Below are 17,110 nucleotides of genomic sequence, written 5' to 3' on the forward strand. Positions count from 1 at the left end.
TGGTAGGCAGACAAGCCCATACCGGCTTTTTTCAGGGGACTCGTGCTATGCAGGGTGCTTTAAAGACATTGACCGTAAAGGGATTTAAATCCATCAAGGATCTTAATGAATTTGAGTTAGGCAACCTTAATGTGATTATTGGTGCGAACGGCGCGGGGAAGAGTAATTTTGTACAGATCTTTCGTATGCTGATGGCGATGACACAGAAAAATTTCAGTAAGTTTATTCTTGAGCGTGGTGGAGCGGACTCTTTCCTTTTCAATGGTCCCAAAGTTACCCCAAAGATCAACATGCAGTTTGAGTTTGCATCGCGTAGTAATCATGCAAAGGGGAGTAATTGGTATAGGTTTGAGCTTACCCCAACAGCGGACGAAAAGTTCCTGATTTGTGAAGAACGAAATTATTTAACGAATAATTGGCGTTCATACGGCAGCGCATCGGAAGAAAGCCGTTTATATGATGAGCGTAATGAGCGAGCCTCACGTGGAGCGGGGAGTGGAATAGGCCATTTTGTCTATGATGCCATCTCGCATTGGATGGTTTACCACTTTCATGATACCAGCGCCACTTCGTCGATGCGTCGTTCAGAGATCATTGAGGATGATCAAAATCTTAGAGGCGATGCTGCGAATATTGCACCATTTCTTCTGCGCCTTAAAAATGATGGTTATTTTCCAGATTGTTATAAGCAAATTGTGGATGCAGTCCGCTTAGTCATGCCTTTTTTTGATGACTTCCGACTCGATGTGCAGAAACTGGGTGAGGCTGAAAAAGTCCGTCTAAGCTGGAGCCAGAAAGGATCGGATTTCCCCATGCAGCCTTACCATCTTTCAGATGGTTCCATCCGCTTTATTTGCCTTGCCACGGCACTGTTGCAACCGAGACCGCCTTCTACCATTATCATTGATGAACCGGAATTGGGTCTACATCCTGCTGCAATCGTGGTTCTTGCGGAGTTGATTCAGGCAGCAGCTAAACGAACTCAGGTCATTGTGGCGACACAATCCCCTGCATTGATTGATCAATTTGGTATTGAAGATATTATCGTTGTCAATCGTAAAGATGGCGCATCAACATTCCAGCGTCTGAAAGAAGAGGCGTTCACAGCTTGGTTGGAAGCGTATTCAGTTGGGGAACTCTGGACCAAAAACGTGATTGTTGGAGGTCCGGTTTATGAGTGATTTTATTGAGGTTTACGCCCTTGTTGAAGGGAAGACGGAACAGCTCTTTATAGAAAAAATTTTAGCGCCTTATCTTGGGTGTAAAGAAATCTACATGCATGCGCAACAGTGTTCCAAGCCCGGGCAAAAGGGTGGAGATGTTCGTTTTTCTCGGGTTAAGGGGGATCTGGGTATCCACCTTAAGCAACGACCGGACACCTATGTGACAACGCTGATAGATTATTATGGAACAAAAGAGTGGCCGGGCCTTGATGACGTGCCAGCACAGGCTCCTCCCGCCGTCATTGCGCAAACGATCAATGAGGCGACCAAGTTAGAGGTTTTTTCGCTTTTTGCAGCGCAACAGGTAGAACGAAGATTTATACCTTTTGTGGCGGTTCATGAGTTCGAGGCGTTGCTGTTTAGCGATGCGGCTATCCTTGCAAAGTATTTGGGCAAAGATGTCTCTGTCGTTTCGAAGGTTATTTCAGCATGTGGATCTCCCGAGGCGATCAACAATAGTCCCCAGACCGCTCCCTCTAAACGACTGGATGATTGGTGCGGAACTAGAAAGTTTCTCAAGACAACGACAGGAATTTCGGTGGCCGAAGAGATTGGCATTGATAAAATACGCCAAAAATGCCCGCTTTTTGATAGCTGGTTAGCGACATTTGAAAAGATCCAAAGGGGGGATTAACTTACCGAAGGCTATAAAAAAGGGTAGGGGGCCGATGTGCTCTCTTTTTTTATGGAGTATTGCGGGTCCAGGGGCCGCTGCCTCTGGTGGGGTCGAGGGGCGAAGCCCCCGTGGGGTCTGGGGCGAAGCCCCGGTAAGCTCATTTTCATACAAATTGGTCTGTTCTGTATCAAACACAGTGTGCAGTGTGGGGGGCAAACAGGCCCACTTTTTTTTGTATGACGTAGGCCAAGGTTGGGCTGCCTTGGTGTTTGGGCCGCCCACCTTATGCTCACCGGTTTGCTTGGAAAGATCCGCTCGTGTTTAGGGCTGCCAGGTGCTTTGCCACTGAGGTTGATTGTTCTCCAGCTGGTCTAGAGGGTGGCGTTCTAAAAGCTCCAGGGCTTGCAGTTGAATCTCCGCTGAGCCATGGCTGAGCTTGAGCAAGAGATCGGGGCTGTGGCCTGCCACGGGTAGGTAGGTCCAGAGGGAAAAATCGTGCCACGTTTTGTCGGCTACCGACTCCCCCATAAATTGCTGGTGTGTTTGGCCATCGGCGTGGGTGTAGCGTAACATGACCTGGAGGGTGGCTGAGGTCATGTGGGTTTTTGCGCGAAAATGGAGGCGCAGTAGCTGTTGCCCAGGCAGGGCAATGGCCAGGGCCGAAGCGTGAACCGACTGGTTTTGGGTAAGTTGCAAGGGCTGCGACCAAGGGCTTTGCTCGCCTTTGGCATCGGTGAGGGTAAAACCATCGGTGGGTAGGGGGGTGCTGGCCCGCTGGATGGGGGGGATCTCTACCAAAAAAAGATCGTAAAGCCAGCGCCCGCTTTGGTGGCGGTAAAGATGGGGGGAGTGGGCGATGGTGTCATAGAGCTGGTGGGTGTTTTTGCCATAGGCATAACCAAGCTTAAGCATATAGTTACGTTTGCGCCAGTCGATAAGCAAATAACCCGGTTGGCTATGCTGGGTAAACTGTTTTTGATGCTGCCATGGGCTGCCCGCTGGGAAAAACAGCGGAAACAGGTTGGTACCATCCCCATAGAGGGTGGGGTTTGGGGGGGTGGGTAACTGGTTGAGGCGGTGCAGAATGGTCAACTGGCCGGTGTTACCATTTTTCGCCAGATGAGTGGATTGATTGAGCGTCCACAGGTTAAGCCCAATCAATCCCATGGCAACCGCGAAAGTAGCCAAGGTCGCAGGCTTAAAGCCGATGCGGGGGTGCCAACGGTTCAGTAACCACGGGGTTGCCAGTAATAGCAATTCTGCGGTGGCTAATTGAAAAAGGGGTAAACATTGCAGATAGTAGCGAAGGCTCTCCCGCAGATAAGGGCGGGAAAAATCGCCACCCTTTACCGCAAAAGCGAGGGCGCCAAAACCCAACAGCAGCAACATAGCCTTGCTTAATGGCGCACGGCCTGGGCGGCGTAGCAGCCATGTTAAAGTTCCTAAGCCACCAAATAAAAAGAAAAAAACTTCTGCTGAGCCCGTGTTGTAAAGCAGTTTTGGAAAACGCAATGCCAACAACCATAGAGCTTGACCGGTGGAGAGGGACGCTTGGTCTTGTTGGGCAAAGATGGTGCCCTCGATGCCGCCTGTGCCATAACCAAGCAGGGTGTGCAGACGAATGAGCGGATCACCAAAAATCTGCCACAGGGCAAAGAGCTCAATGGCGCTGCCCAGCAGCAGCCCTAACAGCAGATAGGGCATAAGATAGCGGCGATGGTAACTAAAAAGGCCCAATAACAGAGCGCTGAGAATAAAAGGGGCAAAGGTGGCGCGGATGGAAAATGCCCCCCACAGCAGTAAGCCCGCCGTCATGACCCCTAGTCGAAACAGGTGGCTGGTGGGTGACACGGGCCAGCGCAGGGCCAGCCCATAGAGTAGGCCGGTGGCAAAAAAGGCGATGGCGGTGCCAAAGCCATCGGGTACCAGCTTGGCTTGGGTGAGGAGCGCCGCATAGCTGGTGACCCAAAACAGCAGGGTGAGCAGGGCGGCAGTGCGACTGGGTGCCGCAGCAAAGGCAAACAGGGCCACCCCGCAAAATCCCAGCACAGATTGGAAACCGATGGCGGTATAAAAGGCTTCCAGCGTGTAACCATGCCCTAATAATAGGTTGGGCAGTTGAATTAACAGGGTTAAAAAGAGACGTAGGGCACCATGCTGAACCGGCTCTTGGGTGAGGGGTAATGCCCCCATCGCCCGCTGAAAATAGTGTAGATCATCCGAGCCCACCGGGGGTTGCCAAAAATAGAGATTGAGCGCCACCGATAATAGAGCCAGCAGCAGCACGGCCAATAGGGTTATGCCCCATGAGAGGTTTTCGTGTGGTTGCGGATTGCCAGCCATAGTGGTTTGCTTTCTCGGCCTGTTTGGTTGTGGGGATTGCCCAAGATGACCCGTGCCAACTATGCATAGGATTGTGCTCTGGCGCAATGGTTAAGCCCGCACCAGGGCGAAGGGAAGGGGGGCACGCTAGGGGGGATTGCCCAGGAGCCCCCTTAACCGGTGGCTGGATGGTTAAGGGGGCGTTTGCGGCGGCTAGTCGGCCTTGGCAATCTGGCAGAGCGAAGATTTAAAGGCCGGAAAGCCGCTGATGGGATCAAGGGAAAGATCATCCTCGGTCAGGCGGTTGACATTGGCCTGGGCCCAACCATGATAGGCATGGGCAATGCCGGGACGGATGGTGTCATCAACCTGGGCGACCATGGTAATGGCCCCTCGGGGTGAGGAGAGGGTGACTGTATCACCATGGGCAATGGCCCGTTTGGCCGCTTCATGGCTGTGGATCTGCACCCGTGGTAGGGGATCTCGCGCCAGTAAAGAGGCAAAGCGGCGCTGTTGTGAGTGGGTGTAGGCCACCGACCGCCCCCCCGTGGTGAGCACCAGGGGGTATGCTTGGGCCAAAGCGGGGGTAGCAAGGGGGCTCTCCACCGGCTCTTTGTAGGTGGGTAGCCCATCATAACCCGCCTGACGCAACTCCTCGGCATCAAACTCAATCTTGCCGCTGGGGGTGGGAAAGCCCCTCACCTCATAGAGTTTTTCCGTCACCTCATCCACATCGTCATCCATAACCGCGGTACCAAATACGGTCAGGCCACCGGGCTCTTGCTGCACCCGTTGCCAAAGATGGGGGGTCAACCCCTGGGCTTGCTCTTCGATACTGGCGTGCAGATCACCGTGCCAGAACTGCTCTGCCATACCCAGCTTACAGCCAAGATCCAGCACAATTTGCGCATCGGGGCGGGCCTCGCCCTGGGGTGGCGTTACCACCCGCCGATGCTGCACCACACCACGGTATTGACAACTGCTGGCGGTAATAAGAGCCTCGCGCTCCAACGAAGTCGCGGCGGGTAGAATGAGATCCGCCAGCACGCTGCCGGGTGTGTGAAAGAAATCCACCATGCAGAAAAAGTCCAATTTTTCCAAAGCACGCATAAAACGGTCGGTGTTTGGCCACATGATGGGGTTTATGCCCAAGGCAAACAATCCGCGTATGGGGGTGGGGTCACCCTTTTCAATGGCCTCGCCCAGCAGCATGCTGTGGGCCGCTGGGTAGCGGTTGCTCCAGACGGGAAAGCGCTTTTGTCCCACCCGTGGGGGCAGGGTGTGGATAAGCTCCTTAAACAGATCAATGCCCTTAGGGACCACCTTGTCGATAAAAAAGCGGTTGCCACCGGGGATATCCACATAACCCGCCGTTGCGGCTAATAAAATGACCGCACGATGGTTTTGGAAACCATTGCTGTGTTGGGTGGTGGAGGTGGCCGATAAGACCAGTTGGGCGGGGCCATGGGTGGCGTACCACTGAGCAGCCTGTTTAATATCCGCTTCGGGTACCCAGCAGATCTCACTGGCCCGGGCGGGGGTAAACGCCCTAACATAGGCCTTAAAGGCCTCAATGCCATTGGCCCACTTGGCCAAAAAGGCTTCATCAGCCCAGCCGTTGGCAAACAGCTGGTTGTGTATGGCGAGGGCTAATGCGCCATCGGTACCAGGGCGGATGGGCAGATGGAGATCGGCGCGCTGAGCCGTTTCGGTATACCGAGGGTCCACAACAATGGTCTTGACCCCTGGCTTGGGGCGAATAATGGGGTGCTCGCCATAGGGCAGCACCGAGTGTACCGGGTTGGTGGACCAGATCAGGCGGCAGCGGGTCTCTGGGGCCTCTTGCAAACTGGAGGTTTTAAGCCGGTAGCCGTAGGTTAGCTGTTCCGATACCAGGGTCGCGGTAAAACAGCAGCCCGATTCGGTCATATAGTTGGGGGAACCAAAAAGATGGGCCAGCCGTTGCAAATGAGGTCTGGCCTCTTTGGTGTAGCCGCTGAAAAAGGCACACGCCTCTGCCCCGTCTCGCTGGCGAATGGCATCCAACTGGCTGGCACAGATCTCCAAGGCTTCGTCCCAGCCAATGGGCTCAAAGTTCATGCCACCCCGTGGCCCCACCCGCTTTAAGGGGGTACGTAGCCGCTCGGGGTGGGTCTGCATCTCCATTTGCACCGCACCCCGTGGGCAACTGGGACCGGTAAGTCGCTCCAAGCTGCCGTCGGCTTGATAGTGGACATCAAACGCACAGTTCATGTCACACTGGTAGCAGGTGGTTTTTTGCGGGCCTGGCTTGATCATGGAACTTTTCCCGTGTGCATCGGTTTAAAAGTGTCTGGGCCGGTGGTCAATGGCCCCTTGTATAGGCTAGAGTGTGCCCAGCCTTTGGATAAACAGCAAGTGGATAGGTTCCCATGTCTCAATCGCCTCTGCAAACCTCTTCCTCCCAATCCCGTGATGGTATGTGTGGTATCTGCCCCGCTGGGTGTTGGGTGCGGGTCCACTATGCGGGTGAAACCATGGTGGCGGTAGAGCCCAGACCCGACCATCCCCTGGGTATGATCTGTCGTATCGGGCGTAAATCCCCCAATATTGTTTATGATCCCCAACGTTTGCAAACCCCCCTTAAACGGGTTGGCCCCAAGGGCAGTTATGCGTTTGAACCCATCTCCTGGGATGAGGCGATGGCCACCATCGCCAGCCGCTTACAACAGACTAAAGCCCAACATGGTGCCGAAGCCACCGCCATCTATACCGGTCGGGGCAGCTTTGATATGGCCATGTGCGACCTGTTTCAACCGGCGGATGTGGCGGTCTCTTCGGCCAGCAGTGTGCTGTTTCCCTTTGGCTCGCCCAACACCCTAGGGGTGGGGGCGCTCTGTTATGTCTCTTTTGCCATGATCGCCCCCCATGTCACCTTTGGGGAGATGCTCATCAGCCTAGAGACCGACCTGCCCCAATCTGAACTTATTGTCCTATGGGGAGCCAATCCCGCCACCGACTCCCCCCCCATGGCCCATGGGCAGATTTTGGCGGCCAAACAGCGGGGGGCCGAGGTGTTGGTGATCGACCCGCGCCGCTCCGAAAGCTGTGTCGAGGCCGATGCCCAGTGGTACCCCATCCGCCCTGGTACCGATGGTGCCTTGGCTCTGGGCATGATCCATGTGCTCATCGAAGAGGAACTCTACGATGAAAACTTTGTGAAAAATTGGACACTAGGGTTTGAGGAGCTTGCGCAATATGTGCAGCACTTTCACCCGGATGTGGTGGCCGAAATCACCGGCGTGCCCGCTGAACAGGTGCGCAACATCGCCCGTAAAATTGCCAACGCGGCAGGAGCCTGCCCGGTGATGTATACCGGCTTGGAGTATTCCGACAGTGGTGTGCAGGCGATCCGCGCAGTGTTTACCCTATGGGCGCTGGCCGGTCAGCTGGATGTACCCGGGGGGCTGCTGATCCGCATGAAGGAGAACCAGTTTCCGCAAAATCGCACACACCTGATTAAAAACCCCGGGGCGGATAAAGCCCTTGGGCGGGACCGTTTTCCGGTCTATTCGGCCTATCGGGGCGAATCCCACGCCATTGCACTGCCCCAATCGGTGCTGCAAGGTACCCCCTATAAGGTGCGCGATCTGATTGTCTTGGGGGGATCGTTGATCACCTCCTGGCCCGATCCGGAATTGTGGAAACGTACCCTGAACGCACTGGAGTTTTTGGTGGTGATCGACCGCTACCACACCGCCGATTCGGCCTATGCCGATATTGTACTACCTGCTACCACCCTCTATGAGTGCCGCTCCTTTATGCGCTATGGACCAATGTTCGCCATACGGGAAAAGTTGGTACCGCCGGTGGGCGAGGCGCGGAATGATTTTCTTATCCTAGCGGAACTGGCGCAGCGTTTGGGCTATGGGCACCTCTACCCCCAAACTGAAGCGGCAATCTTAGAACGGGCGCTGGAGGGCAGCGGCTTTACCTTAGAGCAGGTGCAGGCAGCCGGTGGGGTGGTGCAGCTTGAGAGCCAGATGATGCAGTATAAAAAATGGGAAAAGGGGCGGCTGCGGGAGGATGGTAAACCCGGTTTTGCCACCCCAAGCGGAAAGTTTGAGATCGCCTCTTCCCTATTGGTCGAGCATGGCTACGACGCTTTGCCCGTCTACACAGAGCCCCAGGAGGGGCCGTTGGCGCGTCCCGATCTGGCCCGCCACTTTCCCTTGGTGCTGAACACCGGTGCCCGCACCTATTACGATTTTCGCAGTCAGCACCATGGGGTTAAGGGCTTGGCCGAGCAACAGCCCGACCCTAGGGTGACCATGAACCACGAAGATGCCGCCCAACGGGGCATCCAAAATGGGGATTGGGTATGGGTGAGCAGCCCCCGTGGTGAGGTGAAATACCGAGCCCGTGTTACCGATGCGATTGTAAAGGGGAGTGTGGATGCCAACATGGGCGGGGGTGGGCCGGTGGGTCCAGCGCCGTGGCAGGCTTGCAATGTGAATGCCTTGACCGATCCTGAACACTACGATCCCATTTCCGGCTTTCCCATCTACAAAACCTTGCTCTGCCAAATCCGTAAAGCGGCTGATGCAGATGCCCAGTTTATGGAGATTGAGGAGCCTGACCGTGGGCCAACCTTGGCGGACACCCCTGGCGTACAGCAGGTGATCTATCTGGACCACAACGCCACCACCCCCATGGATGAGACAGTGATTGCGGCCATGCGCCCCTATCTGGAAAGCGCCTTTGGCAACCCCTCCAGCATTCACGGTTTGGGAGTCAAGGCACGCCATGGTGTCGAAGCGGCCCGCCGTCAGGTGGCGCAACTGTTGGGCTCTACGGCTCGCCGTATTATTTTTACCGGTGGGGGTTCCGAGGCAGATAATCTGGCGCTGCGGGGGGTGGTGGCTCGCTACCCTGGTCAATCCTGCCATATCATTACCAGTGCGGTGGAACATCCCGCGATTTTGGCCTGCTGCGCCGCGCTGGCGCGGCAGGGTCACCGGATTACCTATCTGCCAGTGGATGCCCAAGGGGTGGTCAATCAGGACGCCTATGTGGACGCCTTAACCCCCCAGACCACGCTGGTCTCCATTATGGCCGCCAATAATGAGACCGGCACGCTGCAACCCATCCAGGCCATGGCGGCCCAGGCCCGCGCCATGGGGGTGCTGTTTCACAGCGATGGGGTGCAGGCGCTGGGTAAAATCCCCCTTAACGTGGATGATCTGGGGGTGGATCTGCTCTCCCTATCCGCCCATAAAATCCATGGTCCCAAAGGGGTAGGGGCGCTCTATCTGCGTAAGGGGGTGGAGATCGAACCCCTCATCGCAGGGGGGAGCCAAGAGTGGGGCTTGCGGGCAGGAACCGAGAATGTAGCAGGGATCGTGGGCTTTGGTAAGGCGTGTGAGCGGGCCGACCACGCCCTGCGCCATGGCGAGGCCCAGCGGCTGGCGCAACTGCGGGATCGGCTGGAGGATGGCTTGCTGGCGTTGGTGCCCGGTGCCAAACGCAATGGCCCCCCACACAATCGCCTGCCCAATACGCTTAATCTAACCCTGCCGGGCATCCGGGGCGAGTCGTTGGTGTTGGTCATGGAGCGGCAGGGTGTCTATTTCTCTTCGGGTTCAGCCTGCAAGTCGGGCAATCCCGACCCCTCCCATGCACTGTTGGCCATGGGGATCTCCCCCGCCGATGCCCACTGTTCGGTGCGCTTTTCGCTAGGCTCTGGAACGACCCTCGCTCAGCTGGAACGGCTGCTGGCGCTGTTTAAGGAGACCCTCGCCGACACCATGGGTAGCATCCGCTTTGTCAGTTGTCGATAGTGCCATACAGAAGTGGGGGGGGTGGAAATCCCCTTCCACCCCCCCTTTTTTTCCAGTCGGTCGTTTGTCCCTCTGCCTTAGTTGCTTTTACCCACCCGCATAAAATGGACGCTAAACCGCTGTTGGGCATCCATCCAAAGCGCCTCGGAGTGAAAACCGGCACGGCTTGCCAGATCCCGGAAAGCGGTAACGGCATATTTATAGGAGCTCTCCGTATGGATGCGCTCACCCTTGGCAAACTGGAAATGCCGCCCCCCAACGGGGATAGTCTGATCCTTAATACTGGTTAAGTGCATCTCGATACGGCTGAGGCTTTCATTAAAAAAGGCATGGTGGGTAAAGTTTTCTAAGGGAAAATGGCCCGCAGCCTCGCGATTAATGCGGGTGAGCAGATTAAGGTTAAACTGAGCCGTAACCCCCTGGGCATCATTATAAGCGGCATTCAGTACAGCGGGATCTTTGGGCAGATCAACCCCAATGATTAACCCACCCCCCGGACCCAGCAGCTTGGCAATACGCTCCAATAGTACCATCGCATCCTGGGGTTCAAAATTGCCGATGCTTGAGCCTGGGAAAAAGGCCAGCCTTGGGGCATCCTCTTCAATGGCGGGTAGATGGAAATCCTTAGAATAGTCGGCACAAACGGGGAAAACGGCTGTGTCAGGAAAGCTCTGGGCGAGAGATTCTGCCGACTCCAACAAATGTTGGCGGGAGATATCTATGGGGACATAGGCCGCAGGTTTTAAAGCCTCTAACAGCAGCCTTACCTTTAGACTGCTGCCACTGCCAAGCTCCACCAACACCGAGCCTGTGCCGGCCAATTGAGCCATCTCGGCACCATGGTGGCGGATAAGCTCGATTTCAGTTCGGGTGGGGTAATATTCGGGCAGCTGGGTAATGGCATCAAACAGTCTTGAGCCCTGGGCATCATAAAAAAATTTGGGCGAAATCTGCTTGGGAGTACAGGCCAGACCTTGCAGCACTTCGGCCTTGAGTTCCGCTAAAGTGGGGTGGGTATCATAAAAACCCCGGATCGTGCCATATTGCGGGGGGCGTTGCGCCCTAAGCTCCCGCAAAGCGTGTGCGGTAAAACCGTGGGTGGCGGCGTCGTGCTGAGTATCCATAAAATAAGGCCTTGTTCATAAAATAGCAGATCCGTATGAAGATCCCTGCTTGGGAACCTTATAATTAAGGATGGGCATTCCTACGTCAACCAGGGAGTGAAAAATGGCCCTGAATTGTTACCGAAAAGTCATCATTAAAGGCATTATTGGGGATCCGCTAGGGTGTAGAGGGGGATTGGCTCGGAAATGCCTTTTAACGTTGCGATGGTGACTTGCCGCACAGGCAGGGTGTGGGCCACCGCATCGGCCACCGATTGGGAGAAAAGTAAGCTGGGATTGGGGGCTTTGGTCATGGACTCAATGCGGGCAGCCATGTTGACGTTGTGACCGATGACGGTAAACTCCAAACGGTCGGTACTGCCGATATAACCCGCCACCACCTCGCCATGGTGCAAACCAATGCCATTATTAAGGGTGGGTGCCCCCTTGGCCCGTTGTTTTTCATTAAAATCGGCTAAGGCGACCTGCATGGCTTGGGCAGCCAGCACCGCTTGCAACTGGGCGGGCTGGTCATGATGGCCGAGCCCAAACAGCGCCAAGATGGCATCGCCAATAAATTTATCAATCATACCACCATGCTGCTGGATAACCTGCACCATGACGCTCAAATAGCTGTTGAGCAGCTCGGTGAGGGCTTCGGGGGGGAGCGACTCCGAGAGTGGGGTGAATTGGCGTAAATCTGCCATCATAATGGTGATCTCTTTACGCTCTCCGCCCATTTGAATGGCCTGCTCGCCTTGGCTAAAACGCTGGATAAAGGCATCGGCCACCTGAGGATTAACAAAGCGGCCAAAGGCATCACGGATGCGCTCCCGTAACAGTAAGCCCTGTCCCATCTCATTTAAGCCCTGGGCCATGCTGCCCAACTCATCAGCCCGTGAGCTGTCTACCCGCACGCCAAAATGGCCCTGCGTAACCTGTTGTAGGGCCTCGGTTAGCGCGGTACAATCGCGGTGCAGTGCGCGACCATAGTGCCACGCCACAAACAGGGCGCCCCCCACAAAGCAGATGGCCAAAAAGAGCACCTCAAAGGCGGCGCTGCGGGCCAGATAGCCTTCATAAACAAATCGGAAACTGATGAGGGTCATCACCAGTGCCGGTACAATGGTAAAAGCGGCAAACGCTTCTAACAGGCGAATGGTAATGCGCTCCTGACCTTGTCCAAGGTGAGCGAAGCGGCGCATGTGCTGTTCCAGCAAGATATATTCGAGCTGCGCCAGCAGCCCAGCCCCTAAAGCCCAATAACCCACCAGTAATTTGAGATAACTGCTCCAGTGAAAAGCGGTGCCGTAGACCTGCCAACAGACCAAACAGGCCAACACGCCCGTCACCAGCCAGTTGAGGACCGATAGCCTAAATTGCTGACGTGCTGGGGAAATGCCATGGGATGGTTTATGAAAACGGCGCAGCATCCACACCCGTAGCCCAATTTGTACCACAGCAATGGTCGATAGGGTGGTAAACAGATGCAGAAAATTGACCTTATCAATGAAGGGGCAAACTTGTTTGCCGTAAAAGCTTAAAAAAAGCACCGCCACTCCGGCGAGGGCATGCAGCTTTAAATGAATTGAGCCCGTTTGGGGGGAAGAATCCATGCTCATGTCACCAAGGTTGTATTTATGGTTGAGGATAATGACGCCATCATACGCTATTTAGCCCCAACTGATAAGTGCTGAATGGGGGCAACACAGATGGGCAGGCGCTGGGCTTGTGGTTTACCCAATAAGCATGGAAAAAGGCTGCCATTATAGAGTTTTTATGGTCTGCGAATGGGTAAAATGTGTACTGAATAGAGGTTTTGTTAACATTTTGTTCACAAAAAAAGGGGCGAAAATGGATTTACTTTGTTGGGCGTTACGCTTTAACACGTGTAGTATAGGTGATAGCTAGTATATGAAAACACAACATGTTACATCTATAGATGTAACTATTAGGAATATTTGATTCACATGTGTGGGAGAGAAAAAATGAAGCGTCTTGTTATGGCAGGGGTCTATGGGTTGTTTACATTGGGGTTGGCTGCCGGGGCATCCGCCGCAGAGGTTACTTGGAAAGGGTGTGGTATTACTAAACTGGCCTTTATGGCGGAGATCTCTAAAGCTTACGAGGCCAAAACCGGTATACCAGTTAAGCTAAGTGGTGGGGGTGCGACCCAGGGCATACGGGCAGCCTCGGCGGGGACTTCGGATATTGGGGGGACCTGTCGGCAAGTGCTCAAAGAGGGTGGGGCGGTCCATCCCGAAGAGAGCAACGCCGTGCTGACCCAGGTGGCGTGGGATGCCATGGTGGTGATTGTGCACCCCAGCAACCCTGTGGAAAATATCAGTGTTGAACAGCTTAAAGCCATTTACGACGGTACCATTACCAACTGGAACGAACTGGGTGGTCCTGATAAGCGCATCGTGCTGGTCACGCGTGACGGTAAATATTCCGGCGTTGGGCACATGTTCCGTATGGAGGTGTTCGGCGATAAAGAGTATGAATTTAAAGCCCGCTCCCTGAAAGTTAAATCCACCGGTCCGTTGGAAGCCAAAGTTGAAAAAGCGGAGGCCTCCTTGGGGATTGATGGCATCAGCTCAGCGAAAAAACGGGAGGTGAAGTTTTTAAATCTGAACGGCGTGGCCCCGTCTAAGGATAATATCGCTTCGGGTAACTACCCACTCATTCGTCCTCTCTACCTCGCCTTGAACAAATCCCCCAGCAATCCAGAAGCACAAAAGGTGCTGGATTTTGTGCTCAGTGACGAAGGACAAGCGATCATCTCGGCACAAGGCACCGTCAATTTAGCCGAAGGTGCGGCTTTGAACGAAAAATGGCAAGCGATCAAAGCAAAGTTTTAAAACGTCTTTTCATGAGAGGGGTGTGGGGGCACCCCTCTCTGAAGAGTTTTTGTACAAATAAAGATTAGGTTGGGTAAAGACGCGGCAATCTACCCGGCCTGTGTGTGGCGTGATCGTGAGGGAGATCACGCTGCGATTTTGGTCGTCTTTGAGGTATCTCCATGAAGCTCAGTGTCAAAATGGTATTGATGGTATTTGTTCTGGTCTCTTTGGTGCTGCTGCTACAGGGCTGGCTGTCAGGCTCTATGGTGCTGACGGTGTTAGAAGAGAATATGCAGGGCAAACTACAGACAGCCATGAAAGAGTCGGCCAAGCTGGTGGAAGCGCGGGTTAAACAGACCGGTGAAGATGTTGCCGTGATGCAGGCTCACCGGGATATAGAAAATTTTTTAACCTCATTAGTCTTTGAAGACCTGGATGGCATGACGGAGGCATCCTCCAATCTGGACCTCTTTTTTCAGCGTGTCTACCAAGCGAAACCCCGCTACAGCATTATCCAACTGGCCTCCACGAAGGGGAAGCCCTATTTGCAATTAAGTGAGGGTAAGCGGGTTGAGCAATATTACGCCTTTGATGTGGCGAGTATGTTGGCCGAGATGAAGGCACAGGATAAAAAACGCATCCATAGGGCCCAATTGACAAATGGCCATTGGGGCCTCTATACCGCAGCGGCTCTGGAAGTGGAGGGTCGGGTAGAGGGTATCTTGCTGCTCTATCAACCCATCTCGGCCTTGGTCAAAGAGCTCACTGCTGGCTTGCAGGCCGAACAGGTGGTGGCCTCGGTCATCGGCGATAATAGTTTGGTGGGTAAAACGGCTGGCATGGAGGGTGCGCTGCAACAAAAAATGATGGCTGGCAAGCTGGCAGGCTGGGTGACGCACCGTATTGAAATACCCTCACTTAAATGGGTTATGGTGGGCGGGATCGAACAGTCGGGTGCCATGGCGGTGGTGTGGAAGCTCTCTTTAACCGCCTTCATGGCCGCCGTGGTGTTGGTGGTGCTGATTTCCCTATTTACCCGTAACACCATTACCCGGCGCTTGGCCCGTATTGGTCGCTCCATCGGGGGGCTGGCCGATGGCAACCTGACCGAACGGATCACCATTTCTGAAAAACCTGATGAAATTGATGAAATCGCCATTTTTGTCAATCAGTTGGCCGATAGCTTGACCTTTAGTATCCGCACCATCGGTATGCAGTCCAGTACCGTGACCGCTTTTATTCAAGAGGTGTTGGGCATTAGCCGTACCCTAGGGGTTAACTCGGAAAAGGTGAATCAATTTTCCCATGTGTTGGCCGAACAGAACGACTCCTTAACCCAGGCGATTGCCAACATCAAAGATCTCTCCAACCGTACCGCGAGCCGCATGGGCAGCCTGACCAACGGGGCCAATTCGGTGGCGGAAAATATGAACACCATCGCTGGAGCAGCCGAACAAGCCAGCCAAAATGTGAGCACCATGGCTTCGGCCGCCGAAGAGATGACCGCTAACGTGGCTGGCGTCAACCAATCCCTGGGGGTAATGAACCGATCCGTTTCTCAGGTCTCTCATGCGGTTGGCGAGGTTAAATCTGCTTTGCAGAGGGTCAAAGGGCAGTGTACTCAAGCCACCAACCTGTCACAGGCCGCCAATGGTCACGCCAACCATACCATGGAGGTCATGACAAAGCTGACCCGCTCCGCCCAAGAGGTGGGTAAAGTGGTGGACATTATCAATAACATTGCCGAACAGACCAATATGCTGGCCTTGAACGCCTCCATCGAGGCCGCCGGGGCGGGCGAAGCGGGTAAAGGGTTTTCGGTCGTAGCCAATGAGGTCAAAGAACTCGCCTTTCAAACCAGTGAAGCCACCAAGATGATCGGTACCCAGGTGGATGAAATTCAGGATAATACCCGGGCAGCTACCCGTGCGGTTAATGAGATCTCCAACACCATTACTGCCATCAACCAATCCAACGCCGAGATCTCAAACTCGGTTGAAGAACAAGATCATGCGGTGCAGGCAATCGCTCACGCCATGCAGGAGGTCACCCACGGCAACCAAGAGGTGACACGCAACGCCCAGGAGTTGGAAATCGCGGTTCAAGAGGTTGCCCAAGCCTCTGGTGAGGTGGCGGCAGGCTCTCAAGAGATCGCGGCGGCATCGGCCAATGCCGCCTCGGCGGCTCAGGAGATGTCTGGTCAAGCGCTGGAGGTCAGTCACTTTGCCGATGAAACCCTGAAAACGGTGGATTCCACCGATGAAACCACGCGCATCTTCCATGACAAGGTCGAGGAGTCTTTGGGGTTGGCGATGGCGATGCATGGACACGTCAACCACTTTGCCGCGCTGCGCGATGTGGCCCGCTCTATCAGCGATGGTTTGTGTGCTGCTCAGTGCGCTTTTGATATTGGTGATGAGCTGTTTGATATGCGGGATCTTAAAGAACGCTATATGGCCCTAATGGGGGCGCTGGAGACAGCCATTCATAGCCAGACACCTCTGACCGAATCCCCTGTGCCAGCACCAGAGTCGGTGCCCTTTTTGCGTTGGTTGGGTAAGCAGCGCGGCATATTAAGCTGGTTCCCCAATCTGGCAGAGTTGGAGCAGTCGGTCAAAGCTATGCACACCCTAGGGGGGGAAATTGTTGAACTGACCCGTCGCCAGGATTTTAATGCGGCCCTTACCAAAATGGCCGATTTTCACAATCAGCGCAGCACCTTCTTTCGCCATGCCAATGATCTATACTTGGGACAGCTTGGGCAGAGCATAGATCGCAGTACCTTCCTGAAATGGAATGATGGCTACAGCACGGGTAATGCCCAGATTGATGGGGAACACCAACAGTTGATGAACATTATCAACGAACTCTATATCAAGTTGTGGAGCGGTGAAAAAAATCCCGACTATAACCCTATTCTGCTCCGGCTGGATGGCTATACCCGTGACCACCTAAGACGGGAGGAAGAACTGCTGGCCAGCAAGTCGGCTCCAGGGTTGGATGGACATAAATCGATCCATCGAGAGTTCATTAAAAAGCTGGAAGCGTTTAAATTGGCTTTTGATCAAGGCAATGTAGGGCTGAGTATGGAGATGATGGCCTTTTTGAAAAATTGGCTCAGCCAGCACATTGTTAAGGTGGATAAAGTGATCTTTAAAAAGATTGGCTATTAGGGCGAAAGCAT

At 54.3% G+C, this 17,110-nt stretch carries 9 protein-coding genes; 5 read left to right on the forward strand and 4 right to left on the reverse strand.

Going from position 1 to position 17,110, the window contains the following annotated elements:
* Positions 1–47 precede the first annotated feature (47 nt).
* Both MMC1_RS08040 and MMC1_RS08045 read left to right on the forward strand, forming a co-directional pair.
* Positions 48–1,181 carry an AAA family ATPase gene (locus tag MMC1_RS08040; RefSeq protein ID WP_011713235.1) on the forward strand — a complete coding sequence of 378 codons (1,134 nt, stop codon included), beginning with the start codon at positions 48–50 and terminating at the stop codon, positions 1,179–1,181.
* Positions 1,174–1,857 carry a DUF4276 family protein gene (locus MMC1_RS08045; RefSeq protein WP_011713236.1) on the forward strand — a complete coding sequence of 228 codons (684 nt, stop codon included), beginning with the start codon at positions 1,174–1,176 and terminating at the stop codon, positions 1,855–1,857. The genes MMC1_RS08040 and MMC1_RS08045 overlap by 8 nt, the downstream gene beginning before the upstream one ends.
* Before the next feature lie 303 nt (positions 1,858–2,160).
* Here MMC1_RS08045 and MMC1_RS08050 read toward each other — a convergent pair whose 3' ends face one another.
* Entirely contained in the window at positions 2,161–4,182 is a 2,022-nt protein-coding gene (locus tag MMC1_RS08050) for a hypothetical protein (protein WP_011713237.1), read from the reverse strand.
* 192 nt (positions 4,183–4,374) lie between these two features.
* On the reverse strand, positions 4,375–6,459 hold the full coding sequence (locus MMC1_RS08055; protein WP_011713238.1) for a molybdopterin-containing oxidoreductase family protein: 2,085 nt from the start codon (positions 6,457–6,459) through the stop codon (positions 4,375–4,377).
* A gap of 113 nt (positions 6,460–6,572) precedes the next feature.
* Here MMC1_RS08055 and MMC1_RS08060 point away from each other — a divergent pair, with 113 nt between their 5' ends.
* Positions 6,573–9,980: an IscS subfamily cysteine desulfurase gene (locus tag MMC1_RS08060; protein ID WP_011713239.1), complete on the forward strand. Its 3,408-nt coding sequence runs from the start codon at positions 6,573–6,575 to the stop codon at positions 9,978–9,980.
* A gap of 77 nt (positions 9,981–10,057) precedes the next feature.
* On the opposite strand, the gene egtD is transcribed toward MMC1_RS08060, so the two are convergent.
* Positions 10,058–11,104: an L-histidine N(alpha)-methyltransferase gene (egtD, locus tag MMC1_RS08065; protein ID WP_011713240.1), complete on the reverse strand. Its 1,047-nt coding sequence runs from the start codon at positions 11,102–11,104 to the stop codon at positions 10,058–10,060.
* Between the two features lie 143 nt (positions 11,105–11,247).
* Positions 11,248–12,699, reverse strand: coding sequence for an adenylate/guanylate cyclase domain-containing protein (locus MMC1_RS08070; RefSeq protein WP_011713241.1), 1,452 nt, complete (start codon positions 12,697–12,699; stop codon positions 11,248–11,250).
* Between the two features lie 372 nt (positions 12,700–13,071).
* Here MMC1_RS08070 and MMC1_RS08075 point away from each other — a divergent pair, with 372 nt between their 5' ends.
* Together MMC1_RS08075 and MMC1_RS19865 are read left to right on the forward strand one after the other, a co-directional pair.
* The gene (locus MMC1_RS08075; RefSeq protein ID WP_011713242.1) at positions 13,072–13,944 is read left to right on the forward strand and encodes a phosphate ABC transporter substrate-binding protein; all 873 of its coding nucleotides are present in this window, start codon (positions 13,072–13,074) and stop codon (positions 13,942–13,944) included.
* Positions 13,945–14,105: 161 nt separating this feature from the next.
* Positions 14,106–17,099 carry a bacteriohemerythrin gene (locus tag MMC1_RS19865; RefSeq protein WP_011713243.1) on the forward strand — a complete coding sequence of 998 codons (2,994 nt, stop codon included), beginning with the start codon at positions 14,106–14,108 and terminating at the stop codon, positions 17,097–17,099.
* The last annotated feature ends 11 nt before the right edge of the window (positions 17,100–17,110 follow it).

Source organism: Magnetococcus marinus MC-1 (assembly GCF_000014865.1).
Taxonomy (GTDB): domain Bacteria; phylum Pseudomonadota; class Magnetococcia; order Magnetococcales; family Magnetococcaceae; genus Magnetococcus; species Magnetococcus marinus.